The sequence below is a fragment of the Methanococcoides mangrovi genome (assembly GCF_052057775.1).
GTDB lineage: Archaea > Halobacteriota > Methanosarcinia > Methanosarcinales > Methanosarcinaceae > Methanococcoides.
Map to the genome: position 1 here is coordinate 1,652,671 of NZ_CP195121.1, position 26,136 is coordinate 1,678,806.

At 43.9% G+C, this 26,136-nt stretch carries 21 protein-coding genes; 12 read left to right on the forward strand and 9 right to left on the reverse strand.

Annotated features, from left to right (window positions below):
- Positions 1–339: 339 nt before the first annotated feature.
- The 4 genes from ACR3I3_RS08335 (at position 340) to ACR3I3_RS08350 (ending at position 7,623) form a co-directional block, all read left to right on the forward strand.
- Complete coding sequence (locus ACR3I3_RS08335) at positions 340–1,371, forward strand: GNAT family N-acetyltransferase (protein ID WP_440951803.1); 1,032 nt, start codon at positions 340–342, stop codon at positions 1,369–1,371.
- Between the two features lie 283 nt (positions 1,372–1,654).
- The gene (locus ACR3I3_RS08340; protein WP_440951804.1) at positions 1,655–4,528 is read left to right on the forward strand and encodes a right-handed parallel beta-helix repeat-containing protein; all 2,874 of its coding nucleotides are present in this window, start codon (positions 1,655–1,657) and stop codon (positions 4,526–4,528) included.
- Between the two features lie 206 nt (positions 4,529–4,734).
- Positions 4,735–6,366 (forward strand): NosD domain-containing protein, encoded by a 1,632-nt coding sequence (locus ACR3I3_RS08345; protein WP_440951805.1) that lies wholly within the window; start codon positions 4,735–4,737, stop codon positions 6,364–6,366.
- A gap of 684 nt (positions 6,367–7,050) precedes the next feature.
- Positions 7,051–7,623 (forward strand): hypothetical protein, encoded by a 573-nt coding sequence (locus ACR3I3_RS08350; RefSeq protein WP_440951806.1) that lies wholly within the window; start codon positions 7,051–7,053, stop codon positions 7,621–7,623.
- Between the two features lie 90 nt (positions 7,624–7,713).
- Here ACR3I3_RS08350 and ACR3I3_RS08355 read toward each other — a convergent pair whose 3' ends face one another.
- Positions 7,714–8,418 (reverse strand): LrgB family protein, encoded by a 705-nt coding sequence (locus ACR3I3_RS08355; protein WP_440951807.1) that lies wholly within the window; start codon positions 8,416–8,418, stop codon positions 7,714–7,716.
- Complete coding sequence (locus tag ACR3I3_RS08360; protein WP_440951808.1) at positions 8,411–8,767, reverse strand: CidA/LrgA family protein; 357 nt, start codon at positions 8,765–8,767, stop codon at positions 8,411–8,413. Before ACR3I3_RS08360 ends, ACR3I3_RS08355 begins: the two co-directional genes overlap by 8 nt.
- 208 nt (positions 8,768–8,975) lie before the next feature.
- Between ACR3I3_RS08360 and ACR3I3_RS08365 the strand changes: the two genes are divergently transcribed.
- The 3 genes from ACR3I3_RS08365 to ACR3I3_RS08375 are packed head-to-tail and all read left to right on the forward strand — an operon-like array spanning position 8,976 to position 12,046.
- The gene (locus tag ACR3I3_RS08365) at positions 8,976–9,884 is read left to right on the forward strand and encodes a 2-oxoacid:acceptor oxidoreductase family protein (RefSeq protein ID WP_440951809.1); all 909 of its coding nucleotides are present in this window, start codon (positions 8,976–8,978) and stop codon (positions 9,882–9,884) included.
- A gap of 2 nt (positions 9,885–9,886) precedes the next feature.
- A complete protein-coding gene (locus ACR3I3_RS08370) occupies positions 9,887–11,107 on the forward strand; it encodes a hypothetical protein (RefSeq protein ID WP_440951810.1) in 1,221 nt (406 codons plus the stop codon).
- 3 nt (positions 11,108–11,110) lie between these two features.
- Entirely contained in the window at positions 11,111–12,046 is a 936-nt protein-coding gene (locus ACR3I3_RS08375; protein ID WP_440951811.1) for a thiamine pyrophosphate-dependent enzyme, read from the forward strand.
- A gap of 77 nt (positions 12,047–12,123) precedes the next feature.
- Here the strand turns inward: ACR3I3_RS08375 and ACR3I3_RS08380 are convergent, their stop codons facing one another.
- The 3 genes from ACR3I3_RS08380 to ACR3I3_RS08390 all read right to left on the reverse strand — a co-directional run bounded on the left by ACR3I3_RS08380 (position 12,124) and on the right by ACR3I3_RS08390 (position 15,582).
- Complete coding sequence (locus tag ACR3I3_RS08380; protein ID WP_440951812.1) at positions 12,124–13,257, reverse strand: Glu/Leu/Phe/Val family dehydrogenase; 1,134 nt, start codon at positions 13,255–13,257, stop codon at positions 12,124–12,126.
- 104 nt (positions 13,258–13,361) lie between these two features.
- Entirely contained in the window at positions 13,362–15,044 is a 1,683-nt protein-coding gene (locus ACR3I3_RS08385; protein ID WP_440951813.1) for an acyl-CoA synthetase, read from the reverse strand.
- A 28-nt stretch (positions 15,045–15,072) separates the two neighbouring features.
- Positions 15,073–15,582, reverse strand: a complete 510-nt coding sequence (locus ACR3I3_RS08390; RefSeq protein WP_440951814.1) for an NTPase — start codon at positions 15,580–15,582, stop codon at positions 15,073–15,075.
- A 133-nt stretch (positions 15,583–15,715) separates the two neighbouring features.
- Between ACR3I3_RS08390 and ACR3I3_RS08395 the strand changes: the two genes are divergently transcribed.
- The 3 genes from ACR3I3_RS08395 (at position 15,716) to ACR3I3_RS08405 (ending at position 18,769) form a co-directional block, all read left to right on the forward strand.
- A complete protein-coding gene (locus ACR3I3_RS08395; protein WP_440951815.1) occupies positions 15,716–16,918 on the forward strand; it encodes a glycosyltransferase family 2 protein in 1,203 nt (400 codons plus the stop codon).
- Between the two features lie 174 nt (positions 16,919–17,092).
- Positions 17,093–18,334, forward strand: coding sequence for a glycerate kinase type-2 family protein (locus tag ACR3I3_RS08400; protein WP_440953773.1), 1,242 nt, complete (start codon positions 17,093–17,095; stop codon positions 18,332–18,334).
- A 99-nt stretch (positions 18,335–18,433) separates the two neighbouring features.
- Entirely contained in the window at positions 18,434–18,769 is a 336-nt protein-coding gene (locus tag ACR3I3_RS08405; RefSeq protein ID WP_440951816.1) for a DUF1622 domain-containing protein, read from the forward strand.
- A gap of 413 nt (positions 18,770–19,182) precedes the next feature.
- Here ACR3I3_RS08405 and ACR3I3_RS08410 read toward each other — a convergent pair whose 3' ends face one another.
- Positions 19,183–19,944: a hypothetical protein gene (locus ACR3I3_RS08410; RefSeq protein ID WP_440951817.1), complete on the reverse strand. Its 762-nt coding sequence runs from the start codon at positions 19,942–19,944 to the stop codon at positions 19,183–19,185.
- 81 nt (positions 19,945–20,025) lie between these two features.
- Positions 20,026–20,874, reverse strand: a complete 849-nt coding sequence (locus tag ACR3I3_RS08415; protein ID WP_440951818.1) for a class I SAM-dependent methyltransferase — start codon at positions 20,872–20,874, stop codon at positions 20,026–20,028.
- A gap of 253 nt (positions 20,875–21,127) precedes the next feature.
- On the opposite strand from ACR3I3_RS08415, the gene ACR3I3_RS08420 reads away from it, so the two are divergent.
- Together ACR3I3_RS08420 and katG are read left to right on the forward strand one after the other, a co-directional pair.
- Positions 21,128–21,388 carry a DUF3303 domain-containing protein gene (locus ACR3I3_RS08420; RefSeq protein WP_440951819.1) on the forward strand — a complete coding sequence of 87 codons (261 nt, stop codon included), beginning with the start codon at positions 21,128–21,130 and terminating at the stop codon, positions 21,386–21,388.
- 315 nt (positions 21,389–21,703) lie between these two features.
- Positions 21,704–23,881 (forward strand): catalase/peroxidase HPI, encoded by a 2,178-nt coding sequence (gene katG / locus ACR3I3_RS08425; RefSeq protein ID WP_440951820.1) that lies wholly within the window; start codon positions 21,704–21,706, stop codon positions 23,879–23,881.
- A gap of 189 nt (positions 23,882–24,070) precedes the next feature.
- On the opposite strand, the gene ACR3I3_RS08430 is transcribed toward katG, so the two are convergent.
- Positions 24,071–25,153: a succinylglutamate desuccinylase/aspartoacylase family protein gene (locus ACR3I3_RS08430; protein WP_440951821.1), complete on the reverse strand. Its 1,083-nt coding sequence runs from the start codon at positions 25,151–25,153 to the stop codon at positions 24,071–24,073.
- A gap of 1 nt (position 25,154) precedes the next feature.
- A complete protein-coding gene (gene rimK, locus ACR3I3_RS08435; RefSeq protein ID WP_440951822.1) occupies positions 25,155–26,060 on the reverse strand; it encodes a 30S ribosomal protein S6--L-glutamate ligase in 906 nt (301 codons plus the stop codon).
- Positions 26,061–26,136: the final 76 nt, after the last annotated feature.

The window sequence follows — 26,136 nt, forward strand, 5'->3', positions numbered from 1 at the left end:
CATCTCGAATTTTCGGAATTCTGAAATCCCACACTATAACTTATTGAAAAATTATGCCATGTATTAGGTAATTTGAATAAATATATTAGTGTCTTATAAGATACTGTATCATAAAGGGAGTTTATCTGAATAAGGCAGTGATCTCCTATAGTAACATCAGTCTTTGTGGATAAGTGCATCCCGGATCGATCTATGTTATGTACGTAATGGACGTTGAAGGTTACGAACTATAATGTGTATTTTAATAAGTTCTTTATACAAGGAGACAATGAATTATTTTTATAAATAAGATCTCTGTATAAAAGGTGGAGAACGACATGTGTGAATGGTGGGATAACAATGTCTGAAATAATAGTGAGGGAGTTGAAAAAGGATGAACTTCATTTATGGGATGATGTTGTAGACCAATCGCCTCAGGGAACAATAGTTCATAAGATCGAATGGTTAAAAATTATTGAAAAACACACAAATTCAGAATTGCATTTATTAGCTGGTTGTTTAGGTAATGAGATCATTGCAGCTATTCCCTTATTTTCTAAAAAAAAGTATTTTTTCAACAGTTTATCTTCTCCAATTAATAATGCAATGGTTCAGCATTTGGGTCCTATATTCCCGAACTTTGATACCCTTAAGCAGGATAAAAAAGAATATTATTTTAGAGAATTTGTCCTTAAATTGGATCATTATATCAATTCCAGTAACAGATTTGGGTTAATACAAATAGAAACATCTCCAAATCTGATCGATGCACGACCTTTCCTGTGGAATAAGTATGAAGTTATCCCCAAATATAATTTTATAAAAAATATTGAAGATCTGGACACTGTATGGAATGACTTTAAAAAACAGATTCGAAAAAATATATTGAACTGTGAAAAAAAGGGTATTGAAGTCTATGAAGGTGATTCTGGTGATTATGATTTCATAATTGGATCACTTGAAAGACGTTTAAATGAACAGGAAGTTGAGCTCTCAACATCAAAAGATTATTTTCTTGACCTGTATAAAGAATATCATCCAGCCAACTTGAAGATCTTTATGGCAAAGTATGAAGAAGGCCCGGTTACAGGAATAGTCACAACTGCATATAAGGATAAAATTTCAATATGGCTTGGTGCTACCAGAATTGATGAAAAAGGAATTTACCCTGTTGATTTGGTCCAGTGGAAAATAATTGAATGGGGTCACAAAATGGGATATAAATATTGTGAGATACAGGGTGCAAATATGCCTTCAATTAGTTATTTTAAGTCAAGGTATAACTTTGATTTAGAGATCTATTATAGTATAAAAAAGACCAATAAGATAGCAAAGCTGGCATTACAGATGAAAAAAGTTTATGGCAAGGTCGTAGAATATGTAGGTCGATAATACAGTTCTCCTCAATATCATCGGCAATTTGATATTGTTGTCTGTAGTCATTGAGAACTACCAATAAAAATCTCAGTTCTCAATTTAGAATAACTGATCCATCTGAATATGATATATCCAACGATCTAAAAAATCCGGCGTTTAACATTTTTTGATCAAAATATGAGGATTTTCTTTTATTTTGTTTTTTGATCAGCAGATGATTTCTCACTGATCCATAGAGAATCAAATAGAGATATTTATTAAGTTCTAGTTCTATTGTATATTAGGGGGAATTATTCAAATGAGAATATATTCAATTCTTATAGTAGTACTTCTGGTTTTTTTCGCAATAGGTACAGTTTCAGCAGAAACGTTTACAGTGAACAATAGTACCGGAGATATGGCAAATTATACTTCTATACAGGATGCTGTGAATGCTGCAGTTGATGGGGATATTATCCTTGTTTACTCTGGGATCTATACGGAAAATGTAATTGTGAACAAGGAACTGACCATTAATACACATCCTGACAACGTGGATGACACTGTTGTACGGATAGATGCTCCGAGCAGTCAGGTAATTTTAGTTGATGCAAACAACGTCACAATCAGTGGCTTTAATGTGATGGGATCAGGTACTAATACTGGAATACTTCTCAGTGAAGTTGATGGTTGTACAATTACTGATAACGTTTTATCAGACAACTTTGCAGGTATCAGGCTGGATCAGTCAAGCAACAATTTGCTGAGTAACAATATTGCAAACTCGAACGATGATACAGGTATCGGCCTGGTAAATTCCAGCTATAATTCGTTAAGCGGCAATACTGCAAACCAGAATCCCGATGTGGGTATCTGGCTGGTTAATTCCAGTAACAATATGTTGAGTGATAATATTGCAAACTCGAACCTCGACACAGGTATCGGTCTGATGGATTCCAGTGATAATACACTGAGCAGCAATACTGCAAACCTGAACACTGGAGCAGGTATCGATCTGCTGAATTCCAATAATAACATCTTTGATAATAACAATGTTTTGAATAATTCAGATGGTATCGATCTGGATCATTCCAGCAGTAACAGACTGGACAGTAACATTGTTTCATATAATTTTGATGATGGTATTCTCCTTGAGAATTCCAGTAACAATATACTGCTTGGTAACACTGCAAACTCAAATGGTGATGCCACCAACCTCACTTCACACTATGCTGGTATCAAACTGGTATATTCCAATAACAATACGCTTAGCAGCAATACTGCAAATTCGAACGACGATACAGGTATTGGCCTGCTGGATTCCAATAACAATACCCTGAACAGCAATATTTTGTCGTATAATCTTGATGATGGTATTTATCTTGAGAATTCCAACGACAACACGCTGAGAGATAATAATGCAACTGAAAACTATTACGGTATCAGGGTAGTAGGATCAAGTGGCAACGCAATGCTCGATAACATCGCAAGTTCGAACGATCACGTGGGTATAAGCGTGCGGCAGTCCAGTACCGCCAACACTTTGAGGAACAATAATGCAAACTCGAATGTTGATATAGGGGTTAGCCTGCTGGATTCCAATAACAATACCCTGAGCAGCAATATTTTGTCGTATAATCTTGACGATGGTATTCATCTTGAGAATTCCAACAACAACACTCTGAGCAATAATACTGCAACTGAAAACTATTACGGTATCAGGATAGTGGGGTCAAGTGGGAACACACTGCTCGATAACATCGCAAGTTCGAACGATCACGTAGGTATAAGCGTGCGGCAGTCCAGTACCGCCAACACATTGAGCAACAATACTGCAAACTCGAATGTTGACATAGGTGTAGGTCTTTTGGAATCGAGCGAGAACACGTTGAAAGATAACACTATATCCAATAATTCATACGGTATTTATGTCGAAGATGCAAACAATAATCTGCTCTACAACAATTATTTCAACAACACGAACAATACCAACTTCTTAGGTATTAATGCCGGAAATGTGTGGAACACAACCAGAACTGCTGGAACTAATATCGCTGGCGGCCCCTTCCTCGGAGGGAACTGCTGGGCACATCCAGATGGTACTACCGGTTTCAGCCAGATGAACAATGATACGGATCTCGACGGGTTCTGCGATTCACCACTAAGTGAATATGAATTGGCTCTAAATAACACAGACTACCTGCCACTTAGTATTGATGACGTCTTGCCCCTGATCAGTATTACCTCACCTGCAGACGGATTGTCCACAAAGTCAAGTTCGATCACAGTTTCAGGTCTCGTGAACGGTACAGGATCTTTGCCGGTAGTTATGGTGAATAATATTGCTGCAACAACATCACTTGTTGACTTTAATGGCACCTTCACGGCAACGGTACCTCTGGTTCTGGGTTCTAACACCATTTATGCAAATGTTACCGATGCTGCCGGAAACACCAACACCACATTTGTAAATGTCACACGCACCTCTTCATCTTCCGGTAGCAGCGGAGGTAGTAGTGGAGGTAGTAGCGGCGGTAGTGGTGGCGGTTCTACCGGTGAAGCCTTCGATAATATTCTTGTGAAAGATGCTGCTACTTCTTTTGTAGTTGCAGGGAAAGTATCCAAATACGAATTCAGTGAAGAAAAGTGCTACATCGATTATGTTCTTTTCAGGGGTCTGAGCAATGCTGGTCAGATCAATACAATGATCGAGGTTTTGAAGGGTACTTCATCGCTGGTAGATTCACCGGCCCCTGGTATCATATCTCAGAATATGAACATATGGGTGGGTAATGCTGCATTTGGTGACGACAAGATCGATGATGCTATCATAGGTTTCAGGGTAAGCAAGGAATGGATCTCTGGAAATACTATTGATGTATCAGAAATTGCATTATACCGCTATAGTGATGGAAAATGGAACCCACTTCCTACGGCCAATGTCGGTGAAGATGATGACTATGTCTACTTCGAGGCAGAAACCCCTGGCTTCTCGCCATTCGCAATATCCGGTTTTGCAGAAGAACAGGAAAGTATGCTTATTGAGGACGACACAAAAGCAACAGAAGAGGACATTTCTGCAGAAGGGGATGAGGATACACAGCCAGGATCCAATGGAATTCCCTGGATCTCAACAGGATCACTGGTCCTGATATTGGTTGGAGTCCACATGTTTATGAGGAAGAGAAGCTAACACTTCACTTTCTCTCTTCTTTTTTATTAAACTTATTGTGTTTCCAGTTATTAGAACAGAGTTTCTCCATTCCTGAAATCTTAAATCCTTCATCTATATTTCATAGGATAGATAGAGACATTTATTAATTAGTACTTCTAATTATATATGGGGGAATTATTCTAATGAGAATATATTCAATGATTTTCTTAGTACTTGTGGGTTTAATGACCATTGGAGCAGCATCTGCAGCTATCTTCACAGTAAATAACAGCACAGGACCAGTAGCTGATTTTACTTCGATACAGGCTGCGATAGACGATCCGAATACAAATAATGGAGACACGATCCATGTTTATTCTGGAATATACACAGAAAATCTGGTCGTGGACAAGGAGCTGACGATCACTACGGATCCCGGGAATTCGGATGATACTATTATCCAGATCGATAGTCCGAATCCCTACGTGATCAATGTGGTTGTAAATAATGTTGATATCAGTGGATTTTATGTGCTGGGTTCAAACGACAATGTTGGAATACTTCTCAATGGAGTTGAGGGCTGTACTATTGCTGAGAACAGCCTGTCGAACAATTCCGACGGGATCAGGCTGGATCAGTCAAGTAATAATTTGCTGAGTAACAACATTGCAAACTCCAATAATGACACCGGTATCGGTCTGTTGAATTCCAGTTATAATACGCTGAGCAATAACATTGCAAACTCTAATATCGATACAGGTATCTGGTTGTTTAACTCCAGCTATAATGAACTGAACAACAACGTTGCATCACTGAATCTCGATTTTGGTATCAGGTTACAAAATTCCAGTAACAACAACGATCTTTTAAACAATAGAGCAATTTCGAATGACCATGTGGGCATAAGTTTGGCTCAGTCCAGCAATATAAACACGCTTAATAACAACACAGCGGACTCTAATACTGACATCGGTGTCGGTCTGCTGAACACCAGCAGCAATACTCTGACGAGCAATATTATTTCGAATAATGGTCATGGTATCTGGTTCGAGTCATCAGTCAACGTTCTGATCTATGACAATTATTTCAACAACAATAACAATGCCAACTTCTTAGGTACTAATACCGGAAATATCTGGAACACCACCATGACTGCCGGAACAAATATAGTTGGAGGGTCCTACCTTGGTGGTAACTACTGGGCACATCCCGATGGTACAACAGGTTTCAGCCAGGTGAACGATGATACGGACCTCGACGGGTTCTGCGATTCACCTCTAAGTGAAAATGAATTGTCTCTAAATAACACAGACTACCTGCCACTTAGTATTGATGACGTCTTGCCACTGATCAGTATTGCCTCGCCTGCAGACGGATCATCCACAAAGGAGAGCTCAATTACAGTTTCAGGTGCAGTCAATGGAACCGGGTCAGCTCCAGTGGTTACTGTTAATGGTGTTACCGCAACAACAACACTTGTCGATTTCAATGGAACATTCACAGCAACAGTACCTCTGGTCATCGGTGCAAATACCATTTATGCAAATGTGACCGATGGTGCTGGCAACATCAACACAGCATTTGTGTCTATTACAAGAACCTCTTCATCTACAGGTGGTAGTGGTGGAGGTGTTGGTAATGCAGTGATCGTGACAGTTCAGGAAGAGCCTGAAGAGGAAGAAGAGATCGATACTTCCACTTCAGATGATATGGGTAATGCAACCATGGTAATTCCTGAGGAAGAAATACCTGATGAGGAAGTTGTTGAAGATACTTCCGAATCACAGGATGGATCGGAATCAGCTCCAGGATTTAGCATAATGCTGACAACTGGTATTTTGCTATCAGCATATATTATTTCCAGAAGGAAGGATTGATGACCGATCCTTCTCATCTTTTCTTTTTCTATTCCGATTAACAAATGAAATTTGGAATGATGTGGTACTTTTTCCGATTTGAGTACTGTGGAAATTTTATTCAAAAACTGCAAAATACATTTCAGGCACTTGTTTCTTTCACATAATCCACGAACTGCTTTACCAACTCTTGCAGAACATCCAGATCAACATCTTCCAGTTTTTAATATGCAGGCAGGATTTTCCTAGTTTATACTTGCCAAGTCTGCCTTAGCAGATTCTCATATTGTTCAAAGCTATCCATAATGTAAAGTGTCAGGTTCTGCTTTCGGGGTGAGAATCCGGTCAGCATCCATTCTTCTGTACGGCCACTGGCATGATTTGTATTTGTAACTACCAAAATCTATGATGCTGTCTCCCCACATGGAGGGTTCTTCACCTGTTACTTCCTGCATTAGTTCCATAATGGCAAAGGAATCGGTTCGTTTCTTCTCATTATCCACAGCGCTGAGGAAGTCTTCAACACTTGTTTTATTCTTCTTTGTCTTTAGTTATGCCATGTTACCTCTTCGTTCGAAGAAATTCTCACATTATAAATTAGTATGAATAGATACCATTAAGTATGTTCCTGTTCCCCATTTATAGTAAGAGAACAACTATTTGTGTTGTATTGTGTTGTGGTTGAATATTTTATGAGGGGATAATATGAATTACAGATATCTTTCATGTTTGATACTTATTTTCAGTATCTTTATCAGCGGTTGCGTGACGCTTACTTATGATACCAAGGTCGATAGGAACGGTGACATTGCAGAGCATACGATGATCATAGAGACCAGCTCGTATGTGTACTCACTGATGAACAAGGAAGCAAAGATCAGTGAAATTGTTGCTTCTGAAGGCGGAGAATACAGCGAGGTCTGGGACGGAGACGAAGTGCAGATGATCATCACCGGCCTTGTCCCGCCGAACATATATACCGAAAAGGAAGGCGACTACCTGATATACAGGCATACGATAACCGATAACTTCACCACAGATCATTCAGAATACGGTGCAGCTGCCATAGATGTGCATTACTATCTTGAAATGCCGGGTGAAATTGTTGATTCCAATGCGAACGTAGTTGATGGAAATAAGGCAGAATGGCACATGGTAGGCAACACCCAGCCAGAGGATATCTATGCTAAATCGGAGCTTCCTTCAATGCCGGGATTCGAGTTGTTAGGTTCTATTCTTGCTATTCTGGGTATAGCATTCTTCTTTAGAAAGGGATGATTTTTTTCCTTTCTTTATCTCAACTTTTTGAGATTGATTCCTATTTTGACCTTGCATTTTTTGTTCTATATCTTAAAATCCTGACCTGTCTCAAAGCAACAATTTAGCCAGTATCGGAGCAAGGAAAACAGTTATCAATCCTGCAATACCAATGGCAAGCCCACTCATAGCTCCTTCTGTCTCCCCTATCTCAACGGCCTTTGTCGTTCCGAGTGCGTGGGATGAGGTCCCTATGGCTATCCCTATTGCCACCTCGTCATGTATTCTGAACAATCTGCATACCTGAGGGCCCAGGAGGATACCGGCTATTCCTGTGAAGACTATGGCTGCAACTGTTATGGAAGGAAGGCCCCCAAGCTGGTTCGATATCTCTATACCGATAGGTGTAGTGACGGATTTCGGGATTATGGATACGCTTAGCAGCTCGTCAAGTCCGAACATTTTGCACATGATGATTATGCTTACTATGCCTGCCGCTGAACCAATACCGATCCCTCCGATTATCGGAATTATGTTCTCTTTAAAGAGGTTGATCTTCTTGTAAAGGGGAACTGCAAGGATCACCGTAGCAGGCCCGAGGAAGAAGGATATGAACTTACCTCCCTGGTTATAATCCTCAAATGTTATGTGGAAGCTTAGCAGAAGGGCGATTATCATCAGCATGCTCAGCAGCAGCGGGTTCATCACAGGGGATCTCGTCTTTTTGTAGAGCAGGTTGCCTGCATAGAACGTTGATATTGAGATCCCTATCCCAAATATGGGTGATCTCACCAGGGAATAAATGAGTTCATTCAATCGATCGCCTCCTTTTCATAAGAAGCTGAACGGTCATGCCGGTCACTACCACTATTATGATAGTCGAGACCACTGATATGAACAGCAATGCAGCCCATTTCCCTTCAAGTACGGAGAAACATGTTATCAGCCCCACAGCTGCCGGGATGAAGAAGAAGGAGAGGTGCTTTAGCAGGAAGTTGCTCACATCTTCTATCATGGAAAGCTTCAGTATTCCGGTAAGCAGAAGTGCCAGTAACAACAGCATTCCCAGTACACTTCCGGGGATAGGAATATTCAGGAAATTATGGAGGGCATTGCCTGCAATGCATATAGAAAGAATAATTGCGAACTGAACGATACGCTTCATTTTTATCACATTCGGATATTCGGAATAAGCCCGTAACTTTTTGCTATCTTCCGGGTATGTGGTGGGTGTAACGTAATTAGCAGATATTAGTTTTTTCGGTCGTGAGCCATTATTGCTATTGAAAAACAGAATGTTTTCTCATGTGCATTTAGCTGGAGTATGAGAGGTTTTTTATACACATAAAATCCTTATTATATTGGGGGTTTAAATGCTCAGATTGAGATTCCATGGCAGGGGAGGCCAGGGAGCTAAAGTGGCCAGCAGGGTACTCGGTACTGCTGCATTTCTGGATGGGTACAATGCTCAGGATTTCCCATTGTATGGTGCTGAGAGACGAGGAGCACCAATAACAGCCTTTACCCGCATATCCAGAGATGACATCATGGAGCGTGGGTTAGTATCACAGCCGGATATTGTGGTAGTTATGGATGAAACCCTGCTATCGGACCCCCGGGCCATGCCATTATCAGGCCTGAAAAAAGGTGGTGTCGTTTTTGTGAACACACCTCGAGCTCTTCCTGAAATAAAAGAAGAGTACGGTATCGAAGAACATGTGATCATACTGGATATCACAAAGGTCAGCCTTGACATGATCGGAGAGCCGGTCCTCAGCAGCCTTGCAGCTGCAGTGGCCTCAAAGATCGCCGGGATCGGGGAGGAGGCTTTAAGTGGTGCACTGGAAAAGGAACTTTCAGGGATCATTTCTGACAGAGAGCTTCTGGAAAAGAATATAGAGGCTGCACTTTATTGTTACAATGCTGTAGTGCCGGTCAGCATAGAGGCTGCTGAGAACATACCCGAAAAGGAGAATATTATCGCTATTCCTTTTGAAACTGCTCTTGTATCCAGTCCTGCCATAAAGGCCACAGCTAATACGCCCTTGCGAAGAACAGGGAACTGGCGGATATTCCGGCCAGTGTGGGACCATGATGCATGTACCAGGTGTATGACCTGTGTTGCCAGATGTCCTGAAGGCTGTATCCGTTTAAACGAAGATGGATATCCTTCCGCAGATTACGAAAACTGTAAAGGATGCCTGATATGCGTTGAAGAATGTCCTGTGAGGGCTATAAGTAAAGTGCGGGAGACGCACTCCCGTTCAGAAGAAGGGGATTAATAATGGTTAAAGAGATGCTTACCGGTAACGGTGCTGCTGCCTGGGGAGTGCGGCTGGCAGAAGTTGACTATATTCCTGCATATCCTATAACTCCTCAGACCGAGATCATCGAGACAATCGCAAAGTGGATCAATAACGGTTCTATGGATGCAAGTTTTGTGACCATGGACTCGGAGCATTCTATGATAACGGCAGCAGGAGCTTCCTCAGCTACAGGTGCTCGGACCTTCACCACAACATCCAGCCAGGGCTTGCTATATGGATTTGAGATGATCTATACAGTTGCCGGATGGCGAGTCCCTCTGGTTATGATCAACGTATCCAGGGGCCTGTCAGCGCCGATAACCCTCGGACCGGATCACAATGATATTCTTGCGATCCGGGATTCGGGCTTTTTGCAGATCCATTGTGAGACCTGTCAGGAGGTCCTTGACTCTGTTCTGATGGCATACAGACTGGCAGAGGATGAGCGTGTACTCCTGCCAGTCATGGTCAATATGGATGGTTTTTTCCTTTCATTTACCAGGGAATCCGTGGAAATTCCGGATATTGATAAGGTCAGGGATTTCCTGCCTGAATACCATCCAAAACATGCATTTTTCAGGGCTGGTCAGCCCATGGCTCAGGGAGTGGCGGTCCTTGGCGGGGAGTTCTATTCTTATTTCAAGTACCAGATGCACCTTGCAAGTCAGAATTCCCTTAATGTCTACAAAGAGATCAGTGATGATTTCGAAAGGATATTCGGCAGGAAATACGGTGCGATTGATGAATATATGATGGAGGATGCGGAATACGTGCTCTTGATGACAAACTCGTTTTCCACTCTTGGGAAAGCCGCCGTCAAAAGGGCACGTGAGAGTGGTATCAAGGCTGGCTTGTTAAGACCAAGGTTCTTACGCCCGTTCCCGGATGCTGAGATCGGAAACTCCTTGAAAGGAAAGAAGGCTGTAGCTGTTATCGACCAGAATATCAGCGTAGGTAAGGGAGGTATTATCTATTCAGAGATGGCCGGATGCCTCTACAACGAGAAGAACAGGCCCCTTATGCTATCCTTTATTGGCGGTCTTGGGGGAAAGAACATCAGCCAGGACGAGTTCGAGTTCATCTTTGAGAAAATGATCAACTCAGCAGATACCGGAATTGTAGAGCCTCCTAATCTTCTGTATACTGAAAAAGAGTGGGAAGGCATGACAAAACTGAAAGAGATCGCAGGGAGGGAATAAGGTATGGAAACAGATGCCATCAAGTCCATAAAGGAGTTGCCACCTGAAGAGAACATGCTGCCTGGTACTGCTGCATGTGCAGGCTGTGGCGGTCTTTTGACCCTGAGATATTGCCTGAAGGCACTGGGGGAAAAGGTCGTTATCGTGAATGCAGCAGGCTGCTTTACTCTTCTGACCATCTATCCGTTTTCCCCATTCCGTAGCTCCTGGCTTTATACTGCAATGGCCTGTGCACCTGCCGGAGCCCAGGGAGTACGTGATGCTCTGGACATACTGATCAAAAAGGGGAAGCTAGACCCTGAGGAGAACCTGAAGGTCGTCGTGCTGGCAGGAGATGGTTCTGCATATGACATGGCCCTCTCATCCACATCCGGAGCTATTTATCGCAACCTGGATTTCTATTACATATGTTATGACAATGAAGCGTACGGGAACACAGGATTCCAGCGTTCAGGTGCAACACCTTTTGGTTCAAGAACAGCAACAACACCGCCTGGAAGGTTGGTTCCTGTAGGCTCACAGCTTCAAAAGAAGAACCTCTTTGATATCTGGAACAGTCACAGACCACCTTATCTTGCGACCATCTCTCCGGCATATCCTGTTGACCTGATGAACAAATTCAAAAAAGCAGAACAATTTAAGGGTCCAAAGCTTTTCATAGCTCACATCCCCTGTCCTCCAGGCTGGGGATTTGATCCGTCCCTGTCCTTCAGGCTTGCAAAGCTTTCAGTTGAGACAGGGCTCTGGCCATTGAAGGAATCTATTCATGGTGAGGTCGAACACACCTTTGTCCCGAAGAAATTCAAACCTGTGGAAGAATACCTGAAAGAGCAGGCCAGGTTCTCCCATCTTTTCAGACCGGTAAGGCAGGAAGATGCTTTGAACAGTATTCAGGAAATGGTGAATGAGTACTGGGAGAAATATGAGCTTCTTCCTTAACCAAACTCCTTAGTGATTTCTTCCTTCTCCTCACTTCTTTATTCTCATTTCTCATTTCCCATTCTCTTTCTTCTTTATCACACAAATCCCGGGGCTGATGAGAACAGTGACCATCTTCTGTAGCCCATTGATTTGTGTATCCTTGAAAGAGCAAGTTCCATGGCAGCTTCCCTTGGAAGTATTCCTTTGTTTGTTGCATCTTTCAGCACAAGTCTGGTGTTAAGGCGTATCTTTTCCTCGATGGCTTCCAGAACTGTACATTCATTTGCACCTTCATATTCCATGGCAGCGCATATCACCCCTCCGGCATTGGCAATGAAATCGGGAACACAAAGGATGCCTTTTTCATGAAGATATTTCTCAGCTTCGTGTGTTATGGGGATGTTGGCACCTTCCACCACAAGCTTTGTTCTCAGTCGGTGAACGTTCTCCTCGTTCAGGACATCCGGACGTGCTGCAGGTATCCATATGTCACAATCAATATCTATAATAGCATCTAGTTCTAGTTTCTGTCCTCCGGGATAATCGACTACGCTTCCCCCGGATTCTTTTAAAGCTATCAATGCATCAACGTCAAGCCCGTCAGAGTTATACAAAGTACCCCGGGAATCGGCTACAGCAACCACAACTGCTCCCCTTTCTGTAAGGAAACGGGCTGCGTGCTTACCAACTGCACCGAATCCCTGCACTACGATCCTTGCTCCTTCCAGCTTGAAGTCACAGAACTCAAGGGCTACTTCAGTAGAATGCCTGAGCCCCCATCCGGTGGCACCTATCTCGTCCAGAGGGATTCCGCCAAGTACCCGGGGAAGCCCGGCAACCCTGCCGATCTCATCCTTGATGCAACCCATGCAGTCCTCATCAGTACCCATATCGGGAGCAAAGATGTATTCATTGATCTCCCTGAGCGAAGAGGCCAGGGCTCTCAGAAGTTTCACCTTCTTTTCCTTTTCCATTTTAGGATCAGCATAGACAACAGCCTTTCCTCCTCCATAAGGAAGACCCGCAGCTGCATTTTTCAGTGTCATGGCCCTTGCCAGCCGGAAGCATTCCTCTGTACTGACATCCGGTGCCATGCGCACTCCTCCGATAGAAGGTCCGGCTGCCACATTATCGACTACCAGAACAGCTTTTAGCCCTACAGATGGTTCATATACATGGATGATCTTGCTCGGTCCGAGCTCATCCGCAAATCTAAAGTCATCTTCCACATCTACCCCTCCCTTAAGGTCTTCCTGTTAAAAGGATCGAAAATAACATATTATATTTTGTGTCTCTGAATAATAATACTTGCTGCTTCACAGATCTATGCCTTTTAATCTTCTCTTACCCACATTCCCCTTTCCTTCAGTTTTTCAATAACGTCACTTTTCGTCTCAAACTCTTTGATCCTGAGTTCTTTGCGTTTGATCTTTCCACTTATCGTCTTTGGAAGCTCTTTTATAAACTCGACCTTCCTTGGATACTTATATGGGGCAGTAACTTCTTTTGCATGTTTCTGGATGCCCCTGACAAGTTCTTCGGAAGGCTCGTATCCCTTTTTCAGGACAACAAAGACCTTAACAATCTCTCCTCTTATCGGATCAGGGCTTGGTATCATTGCAGATTCAAGGACTGCTTCATGAGAGTTCACCGCACTTTCAACTTCAAATGGTCCTATTCTGTATCCTGAACTTATGCATACGTCATCGGCCCTTGATTCGAACCATATGTATCCATCCGCGTCCATCATTGCGAGGTCACCGGTCAGGTACCAGTCTCCAACGAAGCATTCTGCTGTTTTTTCCGGTTTATTGTGATACCCTTTGAAAAGCATTGGATGATCCTTTACGACAGCAATGTTTCCTTTTTTGCCCGGAGGCTGGCTTTCACCTGTATCAGGATCAACAATAGCCCCCTCAACTCCGGGTGTGAACTTACCCATGGAGCCGGGTCTTATTTCCATGCCGGGCAGTGTGCAGGCAATGACACATGTTTCAGTTTGTCCGTATCCTTCACGTACTGAGATCCCGAATTTTTCCTCGAAGAACTTCACTATTCCAGGTGTACATGGTTCACCTGCGGTTAATATGACCTTTAGTTCAGAAAGGTTGTATCTCTGGTCTGCATCTTCGATGGTCGCCATGGACCTGAGTTCTGTTGGAGTAAAGCATGCTTTGTTTATTTTCCATCTATCAAGCAGCTCAAACCATTTTTCAGGCTCGAACCTTCCTGAGTAATGGAAGTTTGTAGCTCCGGCATTCAGAACAGCTCCGAATGGTCCCCAGTACCATTTTGCCCATCCGGGTTCAGTGGTTGCCCAGCATAGCTCTTCCGAATTTGTGTTCCACCAGTAGTACCTGTTCAACCTGTCAAAACAGTACATCAGGGAATGTGTATGCAACACGCCCTTCGGAGCACCGGTGGTCCCGGAGGTATAGTTAATTGCCAACAGGTCATTTGCGGTAAGGGTCTCAGGTTCCAGGTCTCCTGATGCAGACTTCATCTCCTCTTTATAGTTTCTCCAGCCTTCTCTCTGACCCGAAAAGAACAGATCGATAGCCGGAATACTCTCCTTTATTGTGTCGACCTCATCAGCAACAGCTGTGATGCTGGTGATCACTGCCTTTATTTCGGCGTCCCGGATCCTGTATTCTATATCCCCGCTTTTAAGCATTACAGTACCGGGAACGACCACACCTCCGATAGTCCAGATGGCGATACTTGTAATGTAGATATCTGTGCCCCTTGGAAGTATCACCTGCACCCTGTCGCCTTTCCGGATGCCTGAATCACGAAGCACATTTGCAAACCTCAGGGAATTGTCCCATACCTCACGGTATGTTACTTTCTCAACTGTTCCGTCCGGGTGCTCGGTAACTGCCATCAGTTTAGATTGGTCTGCAGCCAATTTTCTGATGGTATCAACAAAATTGTAATCTTCAGGAACATCCCAATTGAAGTTCCTTCTTTCCTCTTCATAACTAAAAGACGTCTTTTCCTTTCCTGCTTTCCCCATTAATCTGCCCCCATTTTCTGTCTGCCTTTCAGCATTGTTGAAATCTTGCTGCGATCCTGTCCGGCAGACAGTCCCGATTATTCTCATCAACGGTTAGAACCTCGAACTCATCTCTTATCCTCTGAGCCAGCGGATGCTTGCTCGATCTGTGCAGCACAGCCAGTATCGGCCTGTCAGAATCAAGTATCTCCTCCACTGCCCGGATAAAGTTCTCCGATCTGAGTTCCATAGGCCCGACCTCGTCGATGACAACCAGATCACAACCGGATGCAGCTCTGATGGCCTCTGCACCGATACCATCAAGGTCACCAATGTTCACATGGTATTTTCCCAGCTTCGGGCCGGTACATTTGATATGGCTAAGAATGCCTTTCCTGCCTGTATCTATGTCCTCTATAGAAAATCCCTGACGTTCACCATCAACACGTATCTCTGCAGCCCGGACACCACAGGCCTTCAGGTCGAGTTTCTGCACAACCCCTGAAACTACCGTTGATTTTCCCACCCCTGGCTTTCCTGTAACTGCTATTCGAAGCATTCGGATAGTTTCCCCTATAAAAGATATGTCGGTTTTTATTTAAGTTCGATCGTTTCTGTATTTCCATTAGTTCGGACAAGTTCAATAATTTATTTTGATTTGGTTTAAATACTATTGTAATAAATTATTATATATGGAACTTAGTCCCAGCATCATTGATAAGTTGGAAGATATTGAAGCTGTTGATGTGGTGATCGGGATCCAGACTAAAAATGTTGAAAGCACCATACTCCACGTTCTAAACGTCGTCTATGATGGGATCACAAGATACCTTTCTTCTTACAGGACACTGGTCGTGGTCTCAGATGGATTTTCAACTGACAGGACCATGGAACTTGCTGATATCTTCGATATATCGCCTGTGAAAAAGATAGCTATCGAGCAGATGGGGGAACCGGGTAAAGGGAATGGTATGAAGACCATCATCGAGATCGCACATGAGCTCAATGCACGTGCTGTGGGGTTTGTTGACGGCGATTTGCTGTCGATCAAAGCTGAGTGGATAGGGGAACTTGTACGTCCTGTCCTTTACGGAAGGACGGATCTGGTAGTACCTTTTTATGTAAGGGATAAATTTGACGGGTTGATCACCAACAATTTTGCATATCCTTTTACTATGTCATACTATGGTACCGATGTCCGCCAGCCCATTGGTGGAGAGTTCTGCATTTCAAGAAGACTTATGGGATCCTTACGCGAACATCCTTTGTTCCCTTCTGATTTTGGGATAGATATCTTCATAACATCTGTTGCAGCAGCTGAAGATAGAAGGATCAGGGAAGCAATGCTGGGGCTGAAATTACATGAATCGACCACTAAATATGTTGATCCTGAATCCTCTATCGTTCCAATGTTCAGGCAGGTTGTCAGGACGATGTTCGATCTTGCCATATATTATACTGACAAAAGCAAGAGCATGCGATCCAGAGACAATGATATTGCCGAAGTTTCCGATTACTTTGGTCCCAGTCCTGTGCCGGTGAAGGTTGACCGTGAGAAGATGTTCTCAACGATAGTTGAGAGATATAGTGGTTATGGATCAGTTTATAGAAGTGTCTTCCCTCCTCGGCTTTTTGAGCACATAGGGGATTTTATTAATGGTAGTGCTGCCATGGATGCTGAAAGCTGGGCTGAGTGTGCCTGGCGTATGTTTGCTGAATACAGAAAAGAAAAGGATGTAATGCTTATTGATGCATTAAGGGTCATATGGTTTGCCAGGTTCGTCAGTTTCTATGATGAATGTAAGGATATGGATATGTTAGAAGCTGAGAACAGGATAAAAGAGAATGCCCGGATATTCAGGGATGTTATGAAAAAGGTACTGGATAGTGAGTGAAAGCGGGGATGGTTCTGGATCCTGGATATTGGAGAATTATGATCAACAGCGGGTTTTAATATGAATGGAAAGCTCAAAGATGATGCATACAGGATAATAAACCGTGCAATATAGTCCGTAGATCCTTCTATTTCTATCAGGAGAGCTGTAACAAGAAACGATGACCTCTTATATATTGAAGATAGATGTTACGATTTCACAGAATACAGGAATATCTACCTGATATCTTTTGGTAAGGCTGCATGTAAGATGGCTTCCGAACTTGAGGATATTCTAGGGAAATTCGTTACAGACGGCATTGTGCTTACAAAATATGGTTATTCCGAACCGAAACCAAAGAACATTCCTGTATTTGAAGCGGGCCATCCGCTACCTGATGAAAATGGTATTCTTGCAACAGGCAGGATCTTGGATCTGCTTGAAAAGGCAGATGAGGCTGATCTTGTATTTTTCCTCATATCCGGTGGTGGTTCAGCTCTTTTAACCTATCCGAGGGAAAATATAGAACTTACGGATGTTGTAAGGACCACGGATCTGCTATTGAAAGCAGGCGCCACGATCGAAGAGATGAATACCATAAGAAAACACCTTTCAGATGTCAAGGGAGGGGGACTGGCAAGGTCAGCCTATCCGGCTCGATCTATCAGCCTGGTCATATCAGACGTAGTCGGGAATCCTATGGATGTGATCGCATCCGGTCCCACAGTTCCGGACACATCTACTTTTCAGGATTTCGAAAGCATCGTGAGGAAATATGAACTTGAGCTGCCACAGGCTGTCAGGAAACTTCTTGAAGATGGTCTTTCCGGCATTATTGATGAGACGCCGAAAAAAGGCGATGTTGTGTTCGATAATTGCCATCATTTACTGATAGGCAACAACTCACTGGCACTTTCAGAAGCGTATGAACAGGCATCTGATTTGGGCTACAATACGGTTGTGCTTACATCCTCTGTTACTGGTGAAGCAAGAGAGGTTGCAAAGGTCTTTGCTTCCATTGCGAGGGAAGAGCGGACGAATGAGAGGCCATTTCCTCTCCCGGCCTGTATAATTGCGGGAGGCGAAACGACCGTAAATGTAACCGGTCAGGGAAAAGGTGGGAGATGTCAGGAGTTCGCCCTTTCTTTTGCAGTTGAGGTGTCGGGTCTTGAAAATGTATTGTTACTTGCTGCAGGTACTGATGGTACTGATGGTCCGACCGATGCTGCAGGTGCCTTTGCGGGCGGCAACACTATTACAAGGGGGAAAGAAGCTGGTCTGTCTGCTTCCTCAATGCTTTCTCAGAACGATTCCTATACCTTCTTTGAGAAGCTTGATGATCTTTTCATAACCGGTCCAACAGGGACTAATGTTATGGACATTTATCTTTTGTTGATCGGTTTAAGTGATGAAGACCAGGATCCTCCTGTAGATTGATCAGTATTAAATGAATGCTTCAAACTCGATCACGAATCAATTAAAAAATTTATAGAATCATTTATTTACTTTAGAAGATATATCAGATATGGGGATTGTGTGGATACATATACTATCATAGAGCTGATCTTAGTTCTGATCTCTAATTTTTTTACGATCGTCGGTACACTGTTGATAACTTATGGCGGATTGAGGTCAACTTATAAGGTGATCATGCTGGAAGTATTTAGAAGACCTTACAGGTATGATAGTATCCGAAGACAACTGACTGACAAAATAATATTCGGGCTCGAATTCTATATCGCAGCCGATGTCATTGAAACAGTTCTGGCCCCTACAACCGAAGAGCTTATAATATTAGGTGCAGTGGTAGGCATCAGAACCATCCTGGGATATTTCCTGGGTAAAGAAGCAAAGGATTATCAATTGGATTGAGCAAAAAACAATCTAAAATTATGAAATCATTATATCAAATTTAATTGGTGTTTCTTTACTTTTCTAAGCTTTTTCCTGATTTCTTTTTTGTTATCAGGTTATATATCAAAAGCCATTAGTAGTATTAAAACATATTCTCTATTACCGTATCATAAGTGATACGGTGCGGCAGTGAATCAGAAGGTGGAAAGCCATAGGGTGTAAAAACCCATGACCTCACAAGGTTAAAATGGCATTCGTAAACCCTTTAGGTCGACCTTAGATGGGGAGAACATCGGGGGAAGGGTCGCCCAAAGAGGTGTCATCCATCAAAGTCGGCAAACGATCCCTGATCACTGCCATCAACTTCCTTTTCTACTATCTCTTTTCGAGCAGCTTTTGCTTTGTTTTTTCATTTTTAGCTCGAAAAATTCTCAATCTTTTGTTCCAAATTGTCTCAATGACTCAAATACCAGATCGTAAGCATATTTTTCCTTTTCGTTCAATTTATCCCAGTTTGCAGCATGTGGTATAATGACTGACCTATATTCACAATTTTCACTTTTTGAACGGACAGCAAGACCTTCGTTATTTTCATATTGCCACTCCAATATCTCTTTCAAGGAGGGATAAGTCTTATTACTGTTGATTTTTGATCGTATTGATTTTGAGAAAAATCGAGTTGAGCTTCCTCCCATCATAACAATTAGTTCGGGGTTCATTGTATTGACAAAACGATCCAGGTATCTGTTCGCACATCTTAGATCTGGGGATTTGTCTCTACCCTTACTTTTGCCATCAGTATGTACAAATGGATAGCAGTTAGCAGTATGTACCCAAAAGACAGCTTTTTTCCATTGTTCCAGTGATTCATTCATATTCTGATCTGGATATACTTTTGGGAGAAGAAAATCAGTTAAAAAAGAATTATTCAAGGAACTTAGTTCATTGTCAACCCATGCCTGCTTAGAAGGTGCCTGGGAAATAAACAGAACTGGTTGATTTCTCCAATCATCGATCAATGGTTTGGCATTCTTCAATTCTTCTACAGATATGTTCCTTCTTTTCCCATCTGTGCGTGTGTTTAATGGGAATATGTATTTACTGCTGTAGCATGCAAGATCACAATTCCTGACATCTTCAATGATCTTTCTCATATTATTGTTTTTATTAGAATGGTTAGTATTACTGCTCATATATACACCCTGGAAGAACAAAGATACTCTACTTTAACAATAAGTTAAATGATATTGCAAATATTTATAAACATTTGTGCCTTATTTTCTTCCAACAGCAAGTACATACCCCACATGCTTCGAAGTGGACCTGTTCCTCATCAATATCCCCTTACCTTTGCTGAGTTTCCTGAACCTGTTCCTTATTTTCCTGCTTGAGATGGTATATCTGGTCATTCCTATCATCAGATCTATGAACAACCGGCCAAATTTCCCGTAACTTCCCAGTGCTTTTGCCATCAGCTTAAATTCCTTCGAACTAACGGAGGCTTTATGCCTGTACACATGAACATCGCTCAATCCTGCTCTTTCAAGCCATAGCTTCCATTCTTCTGGAGATGGAAGTGAGAAAGGCAATTGTGTGATCTCACTGAAAATGGTTTCAGCTTCCCTGATCTTTTCTGCAACTTCATGAGATACATCTGCATCACTGTACATCTCATTGATCCCCACCATACCTCCGGGTTTCAAGACACGTACGAATTCCCTGTATGCTCTGTCAGTGTCCAGGAACTGTGACACGAACTCCGTGATGACCACATCAAAAGTGCCAGGCTCAAAAGGGAGGTCATAGGCATCACCTATGCGGAATTTCGCTTTGTCCTCAAGACCCAAAGCTTTTGCTTTCTCGTTTGCCTTCCTGATAGACACTTCTGCAATATCAACGCCAACAACCGAACATCCAAAGGTCTGAGCCAAAAAACATGAACTGAAGCCGGCTCCACATCCGACCATAAGCACCTTGCTTTCCTCATTGATCCGGCAAAGTTCAGCCAGCTCTTTAGTTGATATCAGGCCGCCCACGTGAAAATAGGGAACCCCAAGGTAGCTCATGAAATCATAGTAAGCAAGGTCTTCAATCTCTTTCCTGGTGAGGGAATTTTGTTGCATGATAATGTAGTTTTGACAGTTAAAATTAATATATCTATCTTAGTTCTCAAAGGAAAACAAACTCCAAATTAATTTACTTTTGCACTTCCAAATCACAAATATTATATTCTTAATAGTCAAATATTTTATTTGGTTTAGAGTTTGAAACGAATTTCTCTTAACCCGGCCAGTCACAAACCGGGGGGTTTGGTTGCTATTGGTTGAATGGATAAAATGTAAATGAATTTAAGGGGAGTATCAAGAAATGTTGTTTATGGACATAATTACATGGGACCCAAAGGACATTAAAGAAGTGGCAGAACGTTTTGAGAAATGGGAATATCCTGAAGGGATCAATGTACTCGGTGAATGGGATGACCTGTCAAGTTGCCGGCACATTCTTTTATATGAAGTAGAGAACGCTGAAGCTTATGCTGCGGGTATGTTTCCCTGGCTGGATATCTGCCGTTTCGATAGTTTTCCGGTGATGGAGTCAAGTGACACCATGAAGTTCATGGCAGAGCATATGGGATAAAAATTTATTAATTTGATAAGCCAGGCTTTCCTGATTTATTATCCGTTTTTTATTTTTTGATATTTCTGTTTGGTTCACCCTTTATCGATGAATAGCATTTCCCGAAGAGTTTCTGGTTGCGGAGAATACTCATTTAAATTGCATTCGTCTTCTGGAAATTCTATAATTACATACATTCTAAAAATATGAATATATATTTATAAGCAAAGAACATTCTTTTTATTTACTTAAGGGGGCATTACTTGGAGTTTAGCTAAGTTGCTTACTTGGAAGTTTATTTAATGCCCGATCTGTGTAACAATGGAGTGGAATTTAATGAATGAAGATAGCAAGAGCCATGTAATGGGATCCACTGCTCGCAGTGGCACATCGATCCGGGACTGGTGGCCGAATCAGTTGAACCTTAACATTTTACACCAGCATTCTTCCCGGTCCGATCCGATGGGCGAAGAGTTCAACTACGCTGAGGAATTCAAGAAACTCGACCTGGAGGCTCTGAAAAAGGACCTCTATGCACTGATGACCGACTCGCAGGACTGGTGGCCTGCCGATTATGGTCACTACGGGGGGCTCTTCATCCGTATGGCATGGCACAGTGCAGGCACCTACCGCATGGGAGATGGTCGTGGGGGCGGAGGATCCGGTAACCAGCGTTTTGCGCCTCTCAACAGCTGGCCGGATAATGTGAACCTCGACAAGGCGCGCCGTTTGCTCTGGCCGATCAAGCAAAAATACGGCAGAAAGATCTCCTGGGCTGACCTGATGATCCTCGCCGGCAACTGCGCACTGGAATCCATGGGATTCAAGACCTTCGGCTTCGGCGGGGGACGCGAAGATATATGGGAGCCAGAAGAGGACATTTATTGGGGCTCTGAAACCGAGTGGCTTGGTGACGAACGCTATTCCGGTGACCGGGAGCTCGAAAATCCTCTTGCTGCCGTGCAGATGGGTCTGATCTACGTGAACCCGGAAGGGCCGAACGGTGAACCGAATGCGGTAGCTTCCGGGCGTGACGTTCGAGAGACCTTCGCGCGTATGGCCATGAATGACGAAGAGACTGTAGCTTTGGTCGCAGGTGGGCACACCTTCGGCAAGTGCCATGGCGCTGGCGATGCAGCACACGTGGGACCCGAGCCAGAGGCTGCTGCTATCGAAGAGCAGGGACTCGGCTGGAAGAGCAGCTTCGGCAGCGGCAAGGGCGACGATACGATCAGCAGTGGCATTGAAGGCGCCTGGAACCCAACCCCGACCAAATGGGACATGGGCTATTTCGATACCCTGTTCGGGTACGATTGGAATCTTGTCAAAAGCCCTGCCGGAGCCTACCAGTGGGTCCCTTCCGATCCGGTTGCAGCTAAGGCCGTACCGGGCGCCCACGATCCGTCCAAACGACAACCACCAATAATGACCACTGCCGATCTCTCGCTGAGAATGGATCCGATCTATAAACCTATCGCGAAGCGCTTTCACGAGAATCCGGAAGAGTTCGCAGATGCCTTCGCACGCGCCTGGTTCAAACTGACCCACCGCGACATGGGCCCCCGCTCCCGCTATCTCGGCCCGGAGGTCCCGGAAGAGGAATTGATCTGGCAGGATCCGGTTCCCGTAGTGGATCATGAGCTGATCGACTCACAGGATGTCTCAGACCTCAAGAACAGGATCCTTGCCTCGGGAATTTCTGTTTCTCAACTTGTCACGACGGCATGGGCATCGGCGTCCACGTTCCGTGGCTCCGACAAGCGCGGCGGGGCGAACGGGGCGCGTATTCGTCTTGCTCCGCAAAAAGATTGGGAGGTCAACCAGCCTGAACAACTTGCGACTGTGCTTGAGACCCTTGAGGGGATCCAAAAGGAGTTCAACAACGCTCAGTCAGGCGGGAAGAAGGTTTCTCTTGCCGACCTTATTGTCCTGGGTGGATGCGCAGGTATCGAGCAAGCGGCAAAGAATGCCGGTCACGATGTGATCGTTCCCTTCAAGCCGGGACGCACGGATGCTTCAGATGAGCAGACCGACGTTGTGTCCTTCGGTGTACTCGAGCCCAAAGCAGACGGGTTCCGCAACTACCAGAAGACCAAATACGCTGTGCCGGCAGAAAAAATGCTGGTGGACCGTGCACAACTGCTGACACTGACAGCTCCGGAGATGACAGTTCTCATGGGCGGTATGCGCGTATTGAACACCAACTTCGGTCAGTCCCGGAACGGAGTTTTCACAAATCGGCCGGAGTCCCTCACCAATGATTTCTTTGTGAATCTGCTCGACATGAGCACGGAGTGGAAGGCAATCTCGGACGATGTGTTCGAGGGCCATGATCGCGCAACAGGCGAACTCAAGTGGACCGGCACCCGTGTCGACCTCATCTTCGGTTCGAACTCCCGGCTCAGGGCCGTGGCTGAAGTCTACGGATGTGAGGATTCCCAGGAGAAGTTTGTGAACGACTTTGTAGCGGTGTGGAACAAGGTAATGAACCTTGACCGTTTCGATCTCGCCTGATCGTAACATCAACGTATTCGAGGGCTTCAAAAGCATATTTTGAAGCCTTGCATCCATGAGACCGCAGGAGAGAGCAAAGGCCACAGAAAAGTAATATTCCGCTTTAAGGAAGTCCATGTCTTCCACCTTAGAGTTAGAAAAAGCTTTTACGGTGGAAGTATCTATTTTTGCATGATTGCTGATCGATAGTTACTTATTACCCAATGTATTGACATCATGGTTAACGGTGCTAAATAATCCTTCTGAGATGACAGGGCCCATTTTTTGAAGTGTGTCTACCTGTGATGTCATTATCTCAAGTTTCTCAAATCCTGCTATGTGGAAGACCGCATCTCCTTCATTTACAAGTGGCAAATTGTTCTTGCCTATGATTATGCCGGAAATGGGAGATAATATCTCGACCTCTTCATGTCCGAACGGGTCCACGATCACCCCCAGGGATTCGCCTTTCTCCACGTCAGCTCCAAGTCTTTTGAAAGAATGGACAATACCACTTTCCGGGGCACGAACCCATTTGTTTGAGCGGGCTACCATTGGTTCTATCACCTTTTTATTAGTGGGTGCATTCGGTTTTGTCCTTATCATCCCCAACTCTTTCATTACGTTGCGGATGCCTTTAACGCCAGCCCTGATGGCAACCTCATCAAAACGAAGTGCTTCCCCTCCTTCATAGACGATGAGTGGAATTTCCATCTCAGTACATGCTTCACGCAATGACCCATCCCTTAAGTTAGAATTTATGATGACAGGTATGGCAAATGCTTTTGCATAGTCCTTAATGCCGGGCATTTCGAGATTAACACGAACCTGTGGAAGGTTGCTCCTGTGTATAGAACCCGTGTGCAGGTCGATACCATGAGTGCAATTGCTGACAATTTCCTTGATAAGGACATTGGCAAGTCTTGAGGCCAGGGAGCCTTTTTCACTTCCCGGGAATGAACGGTTCAGATCACGCCTGTCAGGGAGGTATCTTGACAATGAGACAAAACCATAGACGTTGACTATGGGAACAGCTATCAGGGTCCCATTCAATCCTCTGAACTTCGATGAGCGAAGAAGCCTGCGGATGATCTCTACACCATTGATCTCATCCCCGTGGATGCCTGCCACAACGAACAGGCAAGGTCCTTTTTTCTTTCCATGTATCACATGGACCGGGATCTTCAGTGGTGTCTGGGTGTAAAGACTGGCTGCCGGAAGCTCAAGGTCCACATGTGTACCGGGTTTTATCTTTACACCTCCTATGGTAATATCGGTGTTCTTCATGCTCATGTCAGCCTTTTCCCCTTGTCTTTGTTTTGTTTGGTCTGGCGTTCTTCTCGATGAACTCGATGATCATGCCTGCAATGTTCTTTCCTGTTGCAGCCTCTATTCCCTTTAGTCCGGGGGATGAGTTCACTTCCATCACAAGAGGGCCACGGCTTGAACGCAGAATGTCAACACCTGCAATATTAAGTCCCATTATTTTTGCTGCCTGTACAGCTGTTCTTCTTTCCAGTGGCGTTATCTTTGTAGGTACCGCTTCTCCTCCTCTATGAAGATTGGACCTGAACTCTCCTTCCTTTGCCTGTCTTTTCATAGCCCCTACGACCCTGTCGCCAACTACGAAGCATCTTACATCCGAACCGGCCGCTTCCCGGATGAATTCCTGTATCAGGATGTTCACGTTCAGCCCCATGAAAGCTTCTATGACACTTTCTGCTGCACCTTTTGTCTCGGCAAGGACAACACCTATGCCCTGTGTTCCCTCCAGAAGCTTGATTACAACAGGCGGACCGCCCACCATTGTAATGAGGTCATCTATATCATCAGGTGATCGGGCAAATCCGGTAACTGGCAGTCCTATGCCTTTTCTTGATAGCAACTGGAGTGACCTTAGCTTATCCCTTGAACGCGAAATGGATACGGATTCATTTACACTGAATACTCCCATCATCTCAAAATGACGCACAACGGAAGTCCCATAGAAGGTAATGGATGAGCCGATACGTGGAATGATCGCATCATAATCGTATAGCAGCTCTCCCTTGTAGTGCATGCTAGGCTTTGCTGATGTTATGTTCATGTAGCACCTGAGCGTATCGATCACATTGACATCGTGACCACGCTCTTTCGCAGCTTCGACCAGATGGGTCGTAGAATAGCACTTCGGTTCCTGAGATAATATTCCGATTTTCAATTGTCTTCTCCACATAAGTAATGGGATATAGTCTGATCAGATCATTCAGCAGACATTAATTATTCCTTTATTATTG

Bases quoted from the DNA above. Each gene is read 5' to 3' on its own strand.
- katG (WP_440951820.1), top strand. From the start codon at position 21,704: ATGAATGAAGATAGCAAGAGCCATGTAATGGGATCCACTGCTCGCAGT.
- ACR3I3_RS08370 (WP_440951810.1), top strand. From the start codon at position 9,887: ATGGTTAAAGAGATGCTTACCGGTAACGGTGCTGCTGCCTGGGGAGTG.
- ACR3I3_RS08390 (WP_440951814.1), bottom strand. From the start codon at position 15,582: ATGCTTCGAATAGCAGTTACAGGAAAGCCAGGGGTGGGAAAATCAACG.
- ACR3I3_RS08345 (WP_440951805.1), top strand. From the start codon at position 4,735: ATGACCATTGGAGCAGCATCTGCAGCTATCTTCACAGTAAATAACAGC.
- ACR3I3_RS08350 (WP_440951806.1), top strand. From the start codon at position 7,051: ATGAATTACAGATATCTTTCATGTTTGATACTTATTTTCAGTATCTTT.
- ACR3I3_RS08375 (WP_440951811.1), top strand. From the start codon at position 11,111: ATGGAAACAGATGCCATCAAGTCCATAAAGGAGTTGCCACCTGAAGAG.
- ACR3I3_RS08365 (WP_440951809.1), top strand. From the start codon at position 8,976: ATGCTCAGATTGAGATTCCATGGCAGGGGAGGCCAGGGAGCTAAAGTG.
- ACR3I3_RS08415 (WP_440951818.1), bottom strand. From the start codon at position 20,874: ATGCAACAAAATTCCCTCACCAGGAAAGAGATTGAAGACCTTGCTTAC.
- ACR3I3_RS08430 (WP_440951821.1), bottom strand. From the start codon at position 25,153: ATGAGCATGAAGAACACCGATATTACCATAGGAGGTGTAAAGATAAAA.
- ACR3I3_RS08335 (WP_440951803.1), top strand. From the start codon at position 340: ATGTCTGAAATAATAGTGAGGGAGTTGAAAAAGGATGAACTTCATTTA.
- ACR3I3_RS08420 (WP_440951819.1), top strand. From the start codon at position 21,128: ATGGACATAATTACATGGGACCCAAAGGACATTAAAGAAGTGGCAGAA.
- ACR3I3_RS08385 (WP_440951813.1), bottom strand. From the start codon at position 15,044: ATGGGGAAAGCAGGAAAGGAAAAGACGTCTTTTAGTTATGAAGAGGAA.
- ACR3I3_RS08340 (WP_440951804.1), top strand. From the start codon at position 1,655: ATGAGAATATATTCAATTCTTATAGTAGTACTTCTGGTTTTTTTCGCA.
- ACR3I3_RS08360 (WP_440951808.1), bottom strand. From the start codon at position 8,767: ATGAAGCGTATCGTTCAGTTCGCAATTATTCTTTCTATATGCATTGCA.
- ACR3I3_RS08395 (WP_440951815.1), top strand. From the start codon at position 15,716: ATGGAACTTAGTCCCAGCATCATTGATAAGTTGGAAGATATTGAAGCT.
- ACR3I3_RS08410 (WP_440951817.1), bottom strand. From the start codon at position 19,944: ATGAGCAGTAATACTAACCATTCTAATAAAAACAATAATATGAGAAAG.